Source organism: Pseudomonas sp. BP6 (genome assembly GCF_017875935.1).
GTDB lineage: Bacteria > Pseudomonadota > Gammaproteobacteria > Pseudomonadales > Pseudomonadaceae > Aquipseudomonas > Aquipseudomonas putida_Y.
In genome coordinates this window covers 1,973,025-1,988,098 of the sequence record NZ_JAGINI010000001.1, presented here as the reverse complement: position 1 = coordinate 1,988,098, position 15,074 = coordinate 1,973,025, and the positions used below count along the sequence as shown (strand labels likewise).

The window sequence follows — 15,074 nt, the reverse complement described above, 5'->3', positions numbered from 1 at the left end:
TTATGGCACCGGCTACGCCGGTGTTCGCGGGTAAACCCGCGCCGGCTTTTCAGGTTTTGAGCAAGACGGCGGCTACGGCTTCGACTTCCACCAGCATGCCATCCAGCGCCAGCCGGGGCACCGGTATCAGCGTGCAGGTCGGTTTCATGTGCCGCCCCCAGGCCCTGTCGGCCTCGGCCACCCATTGCTGCAGGCGCGCTTCGGAGTGCTCGACAACCAGCAGGGTCAGCTTGAACACCTGGGCCAGGCTGGCACCTTTCGACGCCAGGGCCAGTTCCAGGTTGGCCAACGCCTGACGGGCCTGTTCGGCGAACAAGGGTGACAACTGGCCCTGGCTATCCTCCCCACCCTGACCGGCGATGAACAGCAGACGGCTGTCAGCGCGCACTTCGGCGACATGGGAGTAGGCGTTGCCACTGGGGTCGTAGAGGCCTTCGGGGTTGCTCAGCTGGAATGCGCTTGATGGGGTCACGACAAGCCCTCGCTCGGTTGGAAGAGCGTCGGAGTATCGGACCTCAAGTTAACTCGAGGTCAAGCATAAAGTAGGAGAATTCGTACAAAGCATCGTCATGTCAGAACCACGCGTGTGTTTGCGCGGAGGCTGTAAGGCCGTAGGCTCTGTACGAAAAGTCTTGAGATGCAGGTCAGGCAAGGCGAAAACAGCCGAGGAACGGCCGGGGTCGCGCCCGACTGTACTGGAGTACATGAGCATTCCGAGGCTGTTTTCAACGCACCATGAACAAGTATCAAGGCTTTTCGTACAGAGCCAAGATTGCAAAGCCCGGCATGGAGGCCTTTAACCAACAAGGAAAAACCCATGAGCAAATTTGATTTTCAGCTGGCCTATACCATCAAGCCGCACAACGCTCCAGACGACGAAACCGATGCGGCACAGGCGCGTCTGCACCTACGGGAAAAGCTCGGCCTGGACACCGTCGAGCACATTGAAACCACACTGCTTGGCGTGCTCACGCTCAAAGGCCCTACACTCGCTGACCGCAAGCGGGAAGCTGAAAAGCTGGTCCGCGACTACATCCATGACGCGCTCAAGGAATTGCGCGTACTCTCTACCGTGAAGTTCTACGGCTGCCTGATGGTGGACGGGCTGGGCCCTGCCATGCGTTTCAACATCCTGCCCAAATGAACCTCGACGGCCTCAGGCGCCCCCGCGCCCGAGGCCGCAAACCGTCATTTTTCCTGCAACACCGCCCTGCCCTTCACCGCTCGCGGCCCGCGCCAGGCCCAGAACAGCAAACCGGGGAATGGCGCGTAGACCACGAAGACGATCCACAGCATCTTGCGCTCAGCGCGCCGTTCACTGCCGATGATGTGCCAGATGGCCCAGATCTCCAGCAGGATGACCAAGGCCGCGATGATGATCCAGATCGTACCGATTTCCATGAGCGCTCTCCCAATGGCATGTATTGGGTTGGGTTGCTGCAAGCGCTGAGGGTTCAGATTGATTTGACTCACCGCGCCTCTTTGCAGGCGCGGCGATAGGGCCTCATTGCCGTGGTGCATTCTCCAGTGCAGCCTTCAACGCCGCTGCATCGGTGAACGCCCGTTGGCTGACCAGCACACCCTGCTGCAGTTGCAACCACTGCACCTGGCCCTCCTGCCCGGGGTAACGGCTGGCCACTCGCCCATCACGGTCGAGCAGCACCCGGTAGCTGTAATCGCGCATGGCCGGGACCGCGAACAGTTTGCTGATCAGCGCAGGCATGCGCTGAATGTCGGCCACGAATACAGCGGCGCGTGCTTCCAGGTAGCCCTTGGGCTGCTCGGCCAGTGCCGCCTTGACCAGCTTGGCACCGTCCATATCGCGCGCCACCAGCAGAATCTGCGTGTCGGCAGCAAGGCTGTAGGCCTGGTCGTACTGGTCGAGCAGCGTGAACGGGGCGAGCTTGTCGCCCTGCTCCAGGGCGTTGGCCAGAAACGGCAACAGGCTAAGCAACACGACAGCGGCATATCTCATCAGGGGCATCCTCAATGACGGGAGGTCAGCATAGCGGTAAAGCACCAGGAAAGGCTGGTTTGCCTGAACACGACCTGTAATACGACACAGCCACCAGGGAGATTGTCTTTCCTCCGGGCACCGTCCACACTCTGCGGGCCAGCCAGGAAGCGGAGTCCAGAGTGCCCACGCCACGCCAGTTCAGCAAAAAGACCAGCACCAGCAACATGCTACGGCTGAAAACAAGCAGCGCCAATGTCCAGGCGCCCTATCGGGTCGACTTTATCCTGCTCGAACACTTCTCGATGGCCAGTTTCACTGTGGCCATGGACGTGCTGGTCACGGCTAACCTGCTACGTGCCGACAGTTTCCAGTTCACTCCGCTGTCGCTGGACGGAGACCGGGTGCTCAGCGACCTGGGGCTGGAGCTGGTAGCCACCGAGCTGTCCGCTGCGGCACTGAAGGAGCTGGACCTGTTGGTGGTCTGTGGCGGCTTGCGCACCCCCCTGAAGTACCCGGAACTCGATCGCCTGCTGGACGATTGCGCGGCCCACGGCATGGCCTTGGGCGGCTTGTGGAACGGCGCCTGGTTCCTTGGCCGCGCCGGGGTGCTGGACGACTACGGTTGCAGCATCCACCCCGAGCAACGCGCCAGCCTGTCCGAACGCAGCCCGCAAACCCGCATCACCCCGGCCAGCTTCACCCTCGACCGTGACCGCCTCAGCGCCGCCAGCCCCAATGGCGCCATGGAGCTGATGCTGGGCCTGGTGCGCCGGCTGTACGGTGATGGCCTGGCCGAAGGCGTCGAGGAAATCCTGTCATTTTCCGGAGCGCGCTACCGCCAGGTGGGTCCAGGGGCGAAGAAGTCCATGAGCCTGCACCTGCGCACCATTGTCGAGCTGATGGAAAATAACCTGGAGGAAACCCTCAGCCTCGACCAGTTGGCCGCCTATAGCGGGCGCTCGCGGCGGCAGATCGACCGCCTGTTCCAGGCCCAGCTGGGCACGTCGCCCCGGCGCTATTACATGGAGCTGCGCATCACCAAGAGCCGCCGGCTGCTGCAGTATTCCGACCTGTCGGTGATGGAAGTGGCAGTGGCCTGCGGGTTTGTCTCGGTGTCGCACTTCAGCAAATGCTATGCGGCGTATTTCGGCTACCCGCCGTCGCGCGAGCAACGGCTGGGCGAGTGACCCAGGCTTCGAGTCAGCCCAGGCGCTCGAGCAATCTCAGGTACGCGGCTCGAGCTGGATATACCGCAATACCGCATCACAGATCATGGCTTTGTGGCGCAGTTTTATTTGCTCATCCGACAGGTCGATCTGGAAGATCTCGCCAAACGTATGGCGGTTCGACACCCGGTAGAAGCAGAACGAGCTCATCAGCATGTGCAGGTCGATGACCTCGATGCCAGCGCGGAACACGCCTTCCTGAACGCCACGGCGCAGGGTGTTGCCCAAGGCCTCCAGCACCAGGCTGCTCATTTCGCGAATGGCCGGCGACTGCTTGACGTACTCGCCATAGTGGATGTTTTCGGTGCAGATGATGCGCACGAAGTCGACGTTGCGGTCGTGGTGATCGAAAGTAAACTCCACCAGCCGGCGGATCGCCTGCTCAGCCGGCAACGACTCCAGGTCCAGGCTCTGCTCGGTCTTGCGGATATCCCCGTACAACTTCACCAGGCACTCGCAATACAACTGCTCTTTGCTGCCGAAGTAGTAGTAGATCATGCGTTTGGAAGTGGCGGTGCGCTCGGCGATGGCGTCGACGCGGGCGCCGGCCAGCCCTTGCTGAACGAACTCGTTGATGGCGGCCTGGAGGATGTCCTCGCGTGTTTTCTCAGGGTTGTTCTTGCGCGTTTTGCGCACCCCTTCGGTTTCAGGCTGGCCGAGGCCGACTACGGAATCACTCATACCCACTCACAGGCTGTTTATTGGAATGTGGGGGATTATCCGTTAGCGCGGCCATGCAGGGAAGCGCGCTGTTGGTCGGGTAAGCATGATGTATGGCCGCGGTGGCCAGCTGCCGGAACAGCACGTGGGGCGCCAAGTCAGCATTCATCATTCTAATACCGGGTATTCCAACATTTAATTTGTGGATGGCCCGCGCTCGCCCCTATTCTGTGGTCACATCCCCTGCGCCGCACCGGCCGGTGCGGTTCAAGGCATGGGGAGAGAACAACAAGTCGAGATCGTCCATGTCGAACCATTCGTACTTCGCCCCCCACGGTGGGCACCCGGCTCAAACCGAGCTGCTGACTGACCGTGCCATGTTCACCGAAGCCTATGCCGTCATCCCCAAAGGCGTGATGCGTGACATCGTCACCAGCCACCTGCCCTTTTGGGACAAGATGCGCATGTGGGTCATTGCCCGCCCGCTGACCGGTTTTGCCGAAACGTTCTCCCAGTACATCGTCGAGCTGGCCCCGGAAGGCGGCAGCGAGCGCCCAGAGCTGGACGCTGATGCGGAAGCCGTGGTGTTCATCGTCGAAGGCGAACTGGACATCACCGTCGAAGGCAAACACCACACCCTGGTACCTGGCGGCTACGCCTTCCTGGCCCCGGGCGCCGAGTGGAGCCTGCGCAACAACAGCAAGTCCAACGTCACCTTCCACTGGCTGCGCAAGCACTACCAGAAGGTTGAAGGCCTGGATGTACCGGAGTCCTTCGTCACCCACCGCGACAACGCCACCGTCATCGAGATGCCGGGCACCGAAGGCCGCTGGAAAACCACCCGCTTTGTCGACATGGCCGACATGCGCCACGACATGCACGTGAACATCGTCACCTTCCAGCCGGGCGGTGTGATTCCGTTCGCAGAAACCCACGTGATGGAGCACGGCCTGTACGTGCTGGAAGGCAAGGCGGTGTACCGCCTGAACCAGGACTGGGTCGAAGTGGAAGCCGGCGACTTCATGTGGCTGCGCGCCTTCTGCCCGCAGGCCTGCTACGCCGGCGGACCTGGCAACTTCAGCTACCTGCTGTACAAGGACGTGAACCGTCACGTACACCTGACGCTGAACCCTAAGCGCTAAGCCCAGGCTGACGCCCGCAAGCCCGCCAACCTGGCGGGCTTTCTGTTTGCCGCGCATACTGAAAACACCCACCCCTGCAGGGTACGGCCATGAACCGCTGCCTGCTGATCGCGACCTTGCTGCTGTGCACCTCTGCCCTGGCCACCGATGGCTGGGACCTGGCCTACGACCGCGAAGGCATTCGCGTGTACCTGAAGGACCCAAGCGCCACGCCCTACCAGCAGTTTCGTGGTGTCAGTACCATGAAAGCCAGCGTGCGCACGCTCACTGGCCTGCAGGATAACCTGCGCGTAGCCTGCAAGTGGCTGTATGCCTGTGACCAGATGCGACTGCTGGATGTGGAAGGTGACAGCACCTGGGTGTACCTGACCACCAACCCACCATGGCCGACGAGGCCGCGGGACATCGTGCTGAAAGTGACCAGCGAACGCCTGGCCGACGGTACCCTGGTGCGTCACCTGAGCGCCGAGCCCGACAGGATCCCCAAGGTTGACGGACTGATCCGGGTACGGCACCTGAGTGGCAAGTGGCGGATGAAGCCACTGGGCGAACGGGTGACCGAGGTGACCTACCAGTTGCAGGCCGCCCCTGCCGGGGATGTGCCGAGTTGGCTGGCCAACCGGTTCATGGTGGATACAGCGGTGGTCACGCTGCGTACGTTGCGGGCGGTGGCTGAGCGCCAACCTTGAAGTGCCGCCACGCCGCAGTCCCACAGCAGGTTGGCAGGTGTATTTTGCGCAATACACCTGCCAAGGCCTGGCTCAGCGGTCACATCTTGTAAGTCGAAAGCAGGATGCTGGTCTCGGTATTCTCGATATGCGGGATCGAGCGGATGGCGTTCAGCGCCCGGTCGAACGCCTCGAGGGTGTCGGCGCGCAGCTCTGCCATCAGGTCCCAGCGGCCATTGGTGGTGTGGATGGCCACCACATTGGGATGCCCGCGCAGCGCGTGCTTGACCTCTGCGGCATGGTGGCCGCTGATGCCGATGCTGGTGATTGCCCGCACGCCCTGGTCCAGCGCATCGGAGCGCAAACGTACCGTGTAACCGATGATCACACCCTGCTCTTCGAGCCGGGTGATGCGGTTATGCACCGTTGCCCTGGCCACCTTCAGCTTCTTCGCCAGGGTCAGCACAGGGGTACGCGCGTTGTCCCGCAACAGTGCAATCAGTTCCCGATCGATCGTGTCCATAAGCCTGCCAAATAATCAGATTGCTACGTTGGGTTAGCAGATTGTCCAGAAGCCTGACGAAACTGACAACCTGCATGCTTCCGATTGACGCAGTCTGTCATCAAAATGTTCATGCGGCTTCACTTCGATAATCTCAAGCGCTTACCCCGCGTTGCTGGGGCAAGCGCACAACAACAAGGTGCAAGAGCATGACGTATTTCATTGATGTTCCAACCATGTCGGACTTGGTGCATGACATTGGCGTAGCGCCGTTTATTGGCGAGCTTGCCGCTGCCCTGCGGGACGATTTCAAACGCTGGCAGGCGTTTGACAAGTCCGCGCGCGTTGCCAGCCACTCGGAAGTGGGCGTGATCGAACTGATGCCGGTCGCCGACAAAAGCCGCTATGCCTTCAAATACGTCAACGGCCACCCGGCCAACACTGCACGCGACCTGCATACGGTGATGGCCTTCGGTGTGCTGGCCGATGTCGACACCGGTTACCCGGTGCTGCTGTCCGAACTGACCATCGCCACCGCCCTGCGCACCGCAGCAACTTCGCTGATGGCTGCCCAGGCACTGGCCCGCCCGAACGCGCGCAAGATGGCGCTGATCGGCAACGGCGCACAAAGCGAATTCCAGGCCCTGGCCTTCCACACGCACCTGGGCATCGAAGAAGTCGTCGCCTACGACACCGACCCGCTGGCCACCGCCAAGCTTATCGCCAACCTCAAGGAATACAGCGGCTTGACCATCCGCCGGGCCAGCTCGGTAGCCGAGGCAGTGAAAGGCGTGGACATCATCACCACGGTGACGGCCGACAAGGCCTACGCCACCATCATTACCCCCGACATGCTGGAGCCCGGTATGCACCTGAACGCCGTGGGGGGTGACTGCCCAGGCAAGACCGAGCTGCACGCTGATGTACTGCGCAACGCCCGAGTGTTCGTCGAGTACGAGCCGCAAACCCGTATCGAAGGTGAGATCCAGCAACTGCCGACGGACTTCCCAGTGGTCGACCTGTGGCGCGTGCTGCGCGGTGAAACCGAAGGCCGTCAAAGCGACAGCCAGGTCACTGTATTCGATTCGGTTGGCTTCGCCCTGGAAGACTACACCGTACTACGGTACGTACTACAGCAAGCCGAAAAACGCGGGATGGGCACCAAGATCGACCTGGTGCCGTGGGTTGAGGACGACCCGAAAGACCTGTTCAGCCACACCCGAGGCCGCGCTGGCAAAAGGCGCATCCGACGGGTTGCCTGACATTGAATCGGGCTGGTCGAAAGTGTGTGTGGGCTTTGGGTCATGTGCAAGCGCATCGCCCCCAGATCGTCAGATCCCACCGCCCGCCAGCAACTGCGTCATCACCTCGGCCAACGCCTTGACCATCACATCCGCCGTCGGCCGGTGCACGATGACGATCTCATAGCTGTCGACCTCCGGCAGCCCTTGCCCGGCCCCCAACACCCTGTGCTCACCGGTGGCCGCCCTGGGCGGCAGCAGGCTGATACCCATGCCATCGGCGACCGCAGCCTGGATGCCACTGAGGCTGGAGCTGGTAAAGCTGATGCGCCAGCGCCGGCCCATGCCTTCGATGGCGCTGATCATGTCCTCGCGATACAGGCCACGTGGCGGAAAGGTGACCAACGGGATCGGGTCCAGCTCGAAGGCAGGCGTGCGCGCGCTGTCGATCCACTGCAGACGCTCTGGCCAGCAGGCCACGCCCTCACGGCTGTTGCGCCGCTGCTTGAGCAGCACCAGGTCAAGCTCGCCATTGTCGTAGGCCTGGCTCAGGTCACGGCACAAGCCACTGGTCACTTCGAGCTTCACTTGTGGGTGCAGCCGGCTGAATGCCGACAGCGCATTGGTGGTACGCCCGCCCACGAAGTCCTCGGGCACGCCAAGCCGTACCGTGGTGCCCACCATCGCCCCGGCCAGGGCTTCAAGCATCTGATCGTTCAGGGCCAGCATGTGCCGGGCATAGCCGAGCAAAGTCTGCCCGGCGTCGGTCGGCAGCACGTCACGGTTGCCCCGCACCAGCAGGCGGTGGCCGACCATGTCTTCCAGGCGGCGCACCTTCTGGCTGATCGTCGACTGGGTCGAATGCAGCCGCGCGGCAGCGGTGGTGAAGCTGCCGCAGTCGGCCACCACGACAATGGCGCGTAGCAGGTCGAGGTCGAACAGGGCCCTATTCGATTTCACGCTGATAGACATCTGGGTATTCAACTACTGAATGGCAAGTCTGCGTTCTATCACGGCTAGTCACCGAGGGCCACTCCTTCCCGCCGAGGATCGGCACCGCCTGACCAACCCTCGCCGCTGCGCTGGATGATCTGCATGCCGCTGGTCATGGTCATCGGTGTCACCTCATGCCCCCACGCTGCCAACTGGCGGATCAGCGCCGGGCTGCTCAGCCCTGCTTCCACTTCAGTGCCGGCATTGCGGCTGCCGAAGTTGGGCAGGCCGGCTGCCTGCTGCGGGTCGAGCTGCCAATCCAGCAGGCCGACCAGTGCCTTGTTCACGTAACCGATGATCTGCGAGCCGCCCGGCGAACCGAGGCTCGCGACAAACTCGCCAGTGGCACGCGAGAACACCAACGTCGGCGCCATGGCCGACAGCGGGCGTTTGCCCGGCTGCACCCGATTGGCCACCGGCTTGCCGTGCTCGTGGGGGATGAACGAGAAGTCGGTCAGCTGATTGTTGAGCAGGAAGCCCTTGACCATCAGGTGCGAGCCAAATGCGGCCTCCACCGAGGTGGTCATGGCCAGGGCCTGGCCGCTGTCATCCACCGCGCTGAGGTGAGAGGTGGAGATGCGCGGTGGCGAGCGGTCGGGCGCAAGCGCCAGCTCCGCTCCTTGCGGGCGGCCCGGGCCGGCGCGCTTCATGCTGTGCTCGCCGATCAGCGCCGCGCGGCTGGCCAGGTAAGCAGAATCGGTCAGGGCCTTGACCGGGACCGGCACGTAGTCGCTGTCGGCCAGGTACTGAGCGCGGTCGGCGTAGGCCAGGCGCTCGGCCTCGGCGATCAGGTGCACGGCCAACGGCGGGGCTTCCAGGCGGGCCGGAGACGAGGTAGTCAGCGGTCGCAACGCTGCCAGGTCGCGTTGCGGCGCGGTGCGCTGCACGGCTTCGAGCAGGCCCAAGGTCTGCAGGACGGTCACCCCACCCGATGAGGGCGGCGGCATGCCGCAGATCCGCCAGGCCTTGTAGGGACCGCACAACGGCTCGCGCTCCTTGGCCTGGTAGCGCTGCAAGTCCTGCAACGACAGATACCCGGCATTGGCATGGCCACGCACCTTGGCGACGATGGCTTCGGCAATTTCACCGCCGTAGAACACCTCGGGCCCCTGTGCGGCGATCTGCTCCAAGGTCTGTGCCAACTCAGGGTTGCGCAGGATCGTACCCACGGCCAGCGGCCTGCCCTGTTCATCCAGGAAGTAACGGGCCATTGCGGGTGAGCGGGCAATGTAGGGGTCCCCGGCCAGTAGTGTGTGCAGGCGCTCGGAAACCGCGAAGCCGTTGCGTGCCAAGGCGATGGCCGGGGCGAACAGGGCGTGCCAGGGCAACTTGCCGTGCTGCTCGTGGGCCAGTTTCAGGGCACGCAGCACCCCGGGCACGCCCACCGAACGCCCACCGATTTGCGCCACCCGGAACGGCATGGATGTGCCATCGGCATGCAGGAACAGCGCTTCCGTCACCGCCGCAGGCGCTGCCTCACGCCCGTCGAATGCCTGCACGCGCTTGCCATCCCAGTACAGGATGAACGCCCCGCCGCCGATCCCACTGGACTGTGGCTCGACCAGCGTCAGTACCATTTGCATGGCAATGGCGGCGTCAATCGCACTGCCGCCGGCACGCAGCATCGCCCGCCCCGCTTCACTGGCCAGCGGGTTGGCTGCGGCGACCATGTGCCGGCTGGCGTGCACCGGCTGCAAACCGCTACGGTAGCCGGAGGCCAGTTCCGGTGGTGCGGGTAATACCTGGTCGGCACCGGCCCAGTTACTGGTAACCAGCAGGCACAGAGCGCCGATCAGCGGGGTGGGATATTTCATCGTCATGCATCCTGCCATCACCTATTCAGCGAAGCACTGTCGGTCATACGCAGTCTTGACTTCAAGCCTTGGTGTAATTACCGGCAAGCCATTCGCTGACCAATGCAGCCCTTGCTCTCTGCGTGATTGCCAGGTTTGCGCAATGACAGATCAGGTCACTTCTTCGAACGGCAGCCCCACATAGTTCTCGGCAATGTTCACCAGCCCCGCCGGCGAGGTCAGGAAGTACTCGCGGTCAGCTTCCTGCATCTTCTGGTCCCAGGCATCCTTGTGACTGCCGAAGTCATGCAGCAGTTGGGTCATGAACCAACTGAAGCGCTCGCCCTTCCAGACGCGGCGCAGTGCCAGCGGCGAGTATTGCGCAAGCAGGTCGACGCGCCCTTCGTGGTACACCTTGACCAGAATGCGGTACAGGTAGTTGACGTCCGAGGCCGCCAGGTTAAGGCCTTTGGCACCGGTAGGGGGGACGATGTGCGCCGCGTCCCCCACCAGGAACAGGTGACCATACTGCATGGGTTCGACCACCAGGCTACGCAGCGGCGCAATACTTTTTTCCAACGCGGGGCCTGTGACCAGGTCCGCCGCTACCTCGGCGGGTAAACGGGCTTTCAGTTCGTCCCAGAAACGCTCGTCAGACCACTCCTCGACCCGATCCTGCAAAGGTACCTGCAGGTAGTAGCGGCTGCGTGTTTGCGAGCGTTGGCTACACAACGCGAAACCGCGCTCATGGTGGGCGTAGATCAGCTCGTGATTGACCGGTGGTGTGTCCGACAGCAGGCCCAGCCAGCCAAACGGGTAAACCCGCTCATACTGCTTCAGCACGCCCTCCGGGATGCTCTGCCGCGAGATGCCGTGAAAGCCATCGCAGCCGGCGATATAGTCGCAGTCAACCCGCTGCACCCGGCCATCCTTTTCGAAGGTCAGGTAGGGCTTCTCGCCTTTCAGTTCATGCGGCTGGACATTGCTGGCGGAATAAATGATCGGCGCACCACTGGCTTCACGGGCCTGCATCAGGTCACGGGTGACTTCGGTCTGGCCGTAGACCATCACCGTCTTGCCGCCGGTCAGGGCTTTGAGATCCAGACGTTGGCGGCGCCCGCCAACCAGCAGTTCGACACCCTCGTGCACCAGGCCTTCACGGTCCATGCGCTCGGCCACGCCGGCCTCGCGCAGCAGGTCGACCGTGCCTTGCTCCAGCACCCCGGCGCGGATGCGGCCTAGTACGTACTCGGCGGTCTGGCGTTCGACGATGATGTTATCGATACCGGCCTTGTGCAGCAGCTGGCCCAGCAGCAGGCCAGACGGACCTGCACCAATAATTGCAACCTGAGTTTTCATTGTTGTTGTCTCTGTTCGGACGATACCGGCCCGGAACTGGCAGCGGGGCGGCATCTGCTGTTAGGGTTTGCCATTGCATTTTTACTGGCAGAAAACGCTTTTTAAGTGTGCTATTCCATAAAAAACCTGCACTTTTACGAAAAGCGTTCGATTAACGGACAGGTCAGCCCAGATGAAATCCACCCTCCCCGGCGTCCCGTTGTTCAAGCTGTATGGCGAAAATCAGGCCTGGCCCGGTACCGACCTGCTGCATTGCGAATCGATCCCGGCGCGCAGCCGCCTGCATCACTGGGAGATCAAGCCGCACCAGCATGCCGAGCTGTTCCAGCTGCTGTATGTACAGCGGGGTCAGGCACAGGTGGAGATTGAGGGGATGCGCAGTGCCATCGGCGAAGCGGCGATCCAGGTAGTGCCGCCGATGACCGTGCATGGTTTTCGCTTCAGCGCCGACATCCAGGGCTATGTACTGACCTTTGGTACCGCCCTTGTAGCGAACCTGGAACAGCGCCTGGGCGCGCCACTGACGGTGCTGGCCCAGCCAGCGTGTTACCCCCTGGGCCATGACCGCGTGCACCTGCGCAGCCTGGTCGACACCTTGCAGCGGGAGTACCAAGGCAATGCCCCGGCTCGCGCGGCGATGCTCGAAGCGTTGGTGACCGCGCTGATGGTGTGGATCAGCCGCCGCCAGCAGCTAGGGCTGGCGCCGCGTAACCGCGATGAACGTGACCGCCTGTTGCTGGGGCAGTACTTGCGCCTGGTCGAAGCGCATTACCGCGAGCATCTGTCGGTTGAAGATTATGCCGCGCGGCTGAATGTTCCGAGCTTGCAACTGAACCAGCTGTGCCGGACGCTGAGTGGTCAGACTGCGTTGCAGGTGGTGCACCAGCGGTTGTTGCTGGAGGCGCGACGCAACCTGATCTACACGCGGATGAGCATCGGGCAGTTGTCGGACAGCCTGGGGTTTACCGACCCGACCTACTTCGCCCGGTGGTTCAAGCGCTTGAGTGGGCAGACGCCCAATGGGTATCGCAGATCGGGGTTGTCTGAATAATCCATACCGGCCTCTTCTTGACGTATACGTCAACCTGCCCTCAGGATATCCGCATACCCCACGCCGAGCCCGAGCATGAGCACTCAGACCTACAGCATCTCCGACCTGTCCCGCGAGCTGGACATCACCACCCGCGCTATCCGCTTCTACGAAGAACAGGGCCTGCTCAGCCCTGAGCGTCGTGGCCTGGAACGCATCTACTCACCGCGCGACAAGGTCAGCCTGAAGCTCATCCTGCGCGGCAAGCGCATCGGCTTTTCCCTGGCCGAGTGCCGCGAGTTGATCGAACTGTACGACCCCACCAGCGGCAACCTCAAACAGCTCAACAGCATGCTGGCGAAGATCGCCGAGCGCCGCGCCCAGCTGGAGCAGCAGATGCTGGACATTCACCAGATGCAACTGGAACTGGATACCGCCCAGGAGCGCTGCGAACAAGCCCTGGCCGCCACCCTGAACAACAAAGACCACCGCTGAACGCCACAGGAAATCCGCCATGTCCTTGCCTAAACACGTCCGCCTGGTCGAAGTCGGCCCCCGCGACGGCCTGCAGAACGAAGCCCAGCCCATCAGCGTCGCCGACAAGGTGCGCCTGGTCAACGACCTCACCGAAGCAGGCCTGGCCTATATAGAAGTGGGCAGTTTCGTGTCCCCCAAGTGGGTGCCACAGATGGCCGGCTCTGCCGAGGTATTCGCCGGCATCCAGCAGCGCCCCGGTGTGACGTATGCCGCGCTGGCGCCGAACCTGCGCGGTTTCGAGGACGCCCTGGCTGCGGGGGTCAAGGAAGTAGCGGTATTCGCTGCAGCCTCCGAAGCGTTCTCGCAACGCAACATCAATTGCTCGATCAGCGAGAGCCTCAAGCGCTTCGAACCCATCATGGACGCTGCGCGCAGCCACGGCGTGCGCGTGCGCGGGTATGTGTCATGCGTGCTCGGCTGCCCTTATGAGGGCAAGGTCAGCGCCGAGCAGGTGGCCCCGGTGGCCCGCGCCCTGCACGACATGGGCTGCTATGAGGTTTCGCTGGGTGACACCATCGGCACCGGTACTGCAGGTGACACCCGGCGCCTGTTCGAGGTGGTGTCGGCCCAGGTGCCGCGCGAGCAGTTGGCCGGACACTTCCATGACACTTACGGCCAGGCCCTGGCCAACGTCTATGCCAGCCTGCTTGAAGGCATCAGCGTGTTCGACAGCTCGGTAGCCGGGTTGGGCGGCTGCCCTTACGCCAAGGGTGCTACCGGCAATATCGCCAGCGAGGATGTTGTGTACCTGCTGCAAGGGCTTGGCATTGAAACCGGCATCGACCTGGGCCGGCTGATAGCCGCCGGCCAGCGCATCAGCAGCGTGCTGGGCCGCGACAATGGGTCGCGGGTAGCGCGGGCGTGTAGCGCTTAATAGGTCACACGGATGTCACATCGGTGTGGGTGAAGTGTTACCTCCCGCACATTTCACAGCAAAAAATCGGGTAACAGGGAAACAAATCGGCAGAATTTCAGGCTGGGTGGTGTCGATCAAAATTCTTAAATCATTGATTTAAAAGGGTTTTTAAAAGTTGGCACGCACCCTGCTATATCTCTGGTACAACAACAAAAAAAACGCGATACCCAATAAAAACAACAGGTAACGGCTCTGACATAACAAGAACAACACGGCAGAGGCGTAGCAAGCAGATTTTTTTGGAGTCGACACGCTTTTCAGGGGTTCGCCCCGCGGGCTGGCACAGAACAATAAAACTACCTCAAGGTAGCGGCAGCCAGGTTCGGATCAGCGATGATGACAGCAGGTCAGCGCTCAAAAAAATACGTTTGCTCTTGACCCCGCATGGGGGTCGCCCGCAGCACCAGGACAAGCCGACAAAAACAACAAAAGGCCGGTCCCAATAATAAAAAAAGAGCAGGCAACAACGCTTTGAGGGGAGCTTCGGCTCCCCTCAGTGCTTCCTGCCCTCTTCCTCCTCCTGCTTCTCCTCATCCTGCCCTTCGACCTTTTCCACCATCAACGGCATCGTGCCCAGTACCAGCAGGGCCAGTACCGTGCTGATCAGCGCCGTGGCTTCGCGTCCCATGCCGGCCGCCGTACCGATGGCAGCCGTCATCCATAGCCCGGCAGCGGTCGTCAGGCCTTTCACATGGCTGGTGTCCTGGCCGTTGCCCTTCAGAATGGTACCCGCACCGAGAAACCCGATACCGGCAACGATGCCCTGGATCACCCGACTGAGTGCCTGGTCATCGGCCCCCGCCATGCTGGGTGACAGCATGAACAGGGCGGCGCCCAGCGAGACCAGCATGTGGGTACGCACCCCGGCAGACTTGCCCTTGTGTTCACGCTCGAAGCCCAGTATTGCGCCAAGCACAGCAGCCATCAGCAAGCGCACAAGGATTTGCGTGACCTCGCGCTCATCGGTGACATCGGCGAATTCGGCCTGGATTGCTTGCCAGATGACATCCATCGCGGTGCTCCCCTGCCTGAGCATGTGTTTTCAGGTTG

17 protein-coding genes are annotated in these 15,074 nt (G+C 62.1%); 8 read left to right on the top strand and 9 right to left on the bottom strand.

Annotated elements, in window-relative coordinates; translation table 11 throughout:
• Positions 1-49 precede the first annotated feature (49 nt).
• Positions 50-472, bottom strand: coding sequence for a RidA family protein (locus J3A98_RS09135; RefSeq protein ID WP_176683332.1), 423 nt, complete (start codon positions 470-472; stop codon positions 50-52).
• Between the two features lie 345 nt (positions 473-817).
• Here J3A98_RS09135 and J3A98_RS09130 point away from each other — a divergent pair, with 345 nt between their 5' ends.
• Positions 818-1,144, top strand: coding sequence for a hypothetical protein (locus J3A98_RS09130; RefSeq protein WP_176683331.1), 327 nt, complete (start codon positions 818-820; stop codon positions 1,142-1,144).
• A gap of 44 nt (positions 1,145-1,188) precedes the next feature.
• On the opposite strand, the gene J3A98_RS09125 is transcribed toward J3A98_RS09130, so the two are convergent.
• Entirely contained in the window at positions 1,189-1,401 is a 213-nt protein-coding gene (locus J3A98_RS09125) for a PLDc N-terminal domain-containing protein (RefSeq protein WP_003247877.1), read from the bottom strand.
• Positions 1,402-1,504: 103 nt separating this feature from the next.
• Positions 1,505-1,975: an FAD/FMN-containing dehydrogenase gene (locus tag J3A98_RS09120; RefSeq protein ID WP_209965485.1), complete on the bottom strand. Its 471-nt coding sequence runs from the start codon at positions 1,973-1,975 to the stop codon at positions 1,505-1,507.
• A 161-nt stretch (positions 1,976-2,136) separates the two neighbouring features.
• Between J3A98_RS09120 and J3A98_RS09115 the strand changes: the two genes are divergently transcribed.
• Positions 2,137-3,144, top strand: a complete 1,008-nt coding sequence (locus J3A98_RS09115) for a GlxA family transcriptional regulator (RefSeq protein ID WP_103444295.1) — start codon at positions 2,137-2,139, stop codon at positions 3,142-3,144.
• 36 nt (positions 3,145-3,180) lie between these two features.
• Here the strand turns inward: J3A98_RS09115 and J3A98_RS09110 are convergent, their stop codons facing one another.
• Positions 3,181-3,864 carry a TetR/AcrR family transcriptional regulator gene (locus J3A98_RS09110; RefSeq protein ID WP_004577026.1) on the bottom strand — a complete coding sequence of 228 codons (684 nt, stop codon included), beginning with the start codon at positions 3,862-3,864 and terminating at the stop codon, positions 3,181-3,183.
• A 284-nt stretch (positions 3,865-4,148) separates the two neighbouring features.
• Between J3A98_RS09110 and J3A98_RS09105 the strand changes: the two genes are divergently transcribed.
• Together J3A98_RS09105 and J3A98_RS09100 are read left to right on the top strand one after the other, a co-directional pair.
• The gene (locus tag J3A98_RS09105) at positions 4,149-4,985 is read left to right on the top strand and encodes a bifunctional allantoicase/(S)-ureidoglycine aminohydrolase (RefSeq protein ID WP_003247865.1); all 837 of its coding nucleotides are present in this window, start codon (positions 4,149-4,151) and stop codon (positions 4,983-4,985) included.
• 89 nt (positions 4,986-5,074) lie between these two features.
• A complete protein-coding gene (locus J3A98_RS09100) occupies positions 5,075-5,674 on the top strand; it encodes an START domain-containing protein (RefSeq protein WP_176683330.1) in 600 nt (199 codons plus the stop codon).
• 79 nt (positions 5,675-5,753) lie between these two features.
• Here the strand turns inward: J3A98_RS09100 and J3A98_RS09095 are convergent, their stop codons facing one another.
• The gene (locus J3A98_RS09095) at positions 5,754-6,176 is read right to left on the bottom strand and encodes an Lrp/AsnC family transcriptional regulator (RefSeq protein ID WP_010954389.1); all 423 of its coding nucleotides are present in this window, start codon (positions 6,174-6,176) and stop codon (positions 5,754-5,756) included.
• A 188-nt stretch (positions 6,177-6,364) separates the two neighbouring features.
• Between J3A98_RS09095 and J3A98_RS09090 the strand changes: the two genes are divergently transcribed.
• Complete coding sequence (locus J3A98_RS09090; protein WP_209965481.1) at positions 6,365-7,417, top strand: ornithine cyclodeaminase; 1,053 nt, start codon at positions 6,365-6,367, stop codon at positions 7,415-7,417.
• A 69-nt stretch (positions 7,418-7,486) separates the two neighbouring features.
• Here the strand turns inward: J3A98_RS09090 and J3A98_RS09085 are convergent, their stop codons facing one another.
• The 3 genes from J3A98_RS09085 to pobA form a co-directional block, all read right to left on the bottom strand.
• Positions 7,487-8,368, bottom strand: a complete 882-nt coding sequence (locus tag J3A98_RS09085; protein WP_209965479.1) for a LysR substrate-binding domain-containing protein — start codon at positions 8,366-8,368, stop codon at positions 7,487-7,489.
• A 44-nt stretch (positions 8,369-8,412) separates the two neighbouring features.
• A complete protein-coding gene (gene ggt, locus J3A98_RS09080) occupies positions 8,413-10,203 on the bottom strand; it encodes a gamma-glutamyltransferase (RefSeq protein ID WP_209965477.1) in 1,791 nt (596 codons plus the stop codon).
• A 150-nt stretch (positions 10,204-10,353) separates the two neighbouring features.
• On the bottom strand, positions 10,354-11,541 hold the full coding sequence (gene pobA, locus J3A98_RS09075) for a 4-hydroxybenzoate 3-monooxygenase (protein WP_209965474.1): 1,188 nt from the start codon (positions 11,539-11,541) through the stop codon (positions 10,354-10,356).
• A 172-nt stretch (positions 11,542-11,713) separates the two neighbouring features.
• Between pobA and J3A98_RS09070 the strand changes: the two genes are divergently transcribed.
• The 3 genes from J3A98_RS09070 (at position 11,714) to J3A98_RS09060 (ending at position 13,982) form a co-directional block, all read left to right on the top strand.
• A complete protein-coding gene (locus J3A98_RS09070) occupies positions 11,714-12,592 on the top strand; it encodes a helix-turn-helix domain-containing protein (RefSeq protein ID WP_176683326.1) in 879 nt (292 codons plus the stop codon).
• A gap of 75 nt (positions 12,593-12,667) precedes the next feature.
• On the top strand, positions 12,668-13,066 hold the full coding sequence (locus J3A98_RS09065) for a MerR family DNA-binding transcriptional regulator (RefSeq protein WP_176683325.1): 399 nt from the start codon (positions 12,668-12,670) through the stop codon (positions 13,064-13,066).
• Between the two features lie 19 nt (positions 13,067-13,085).
• Positions 13,086-13,982 carry a hydroxymethylglutaryl-CoA lyase gene (locus J3A98_RS09060; protein ID WP_176683324.1) on the top strand — a complete coding sequence of 299 codons (897 nt, stop codon included), beginning with the start codon at positions 13,086-13,088 and terminating at the stop codon, positions 13,980-13,982.
• 535 nt (positions 13,983-14,517) lie between these two features.
• Here the strand turns inward: J3A98_RS09060 and J3A98_RS09055 are convergent.
• A complete protein-coding gene (locus J3A98_RS09055; RefSeq protein WP_176683323.1) occupies positions 14,518-15,036 on the bottom strand; it encodes an MgtC/SapB family protein in 519 nt (172 codons plus the stop codon).
• Between the last annotated feature and the right edge of the window lie 38 nt (positions 15,037-15,074).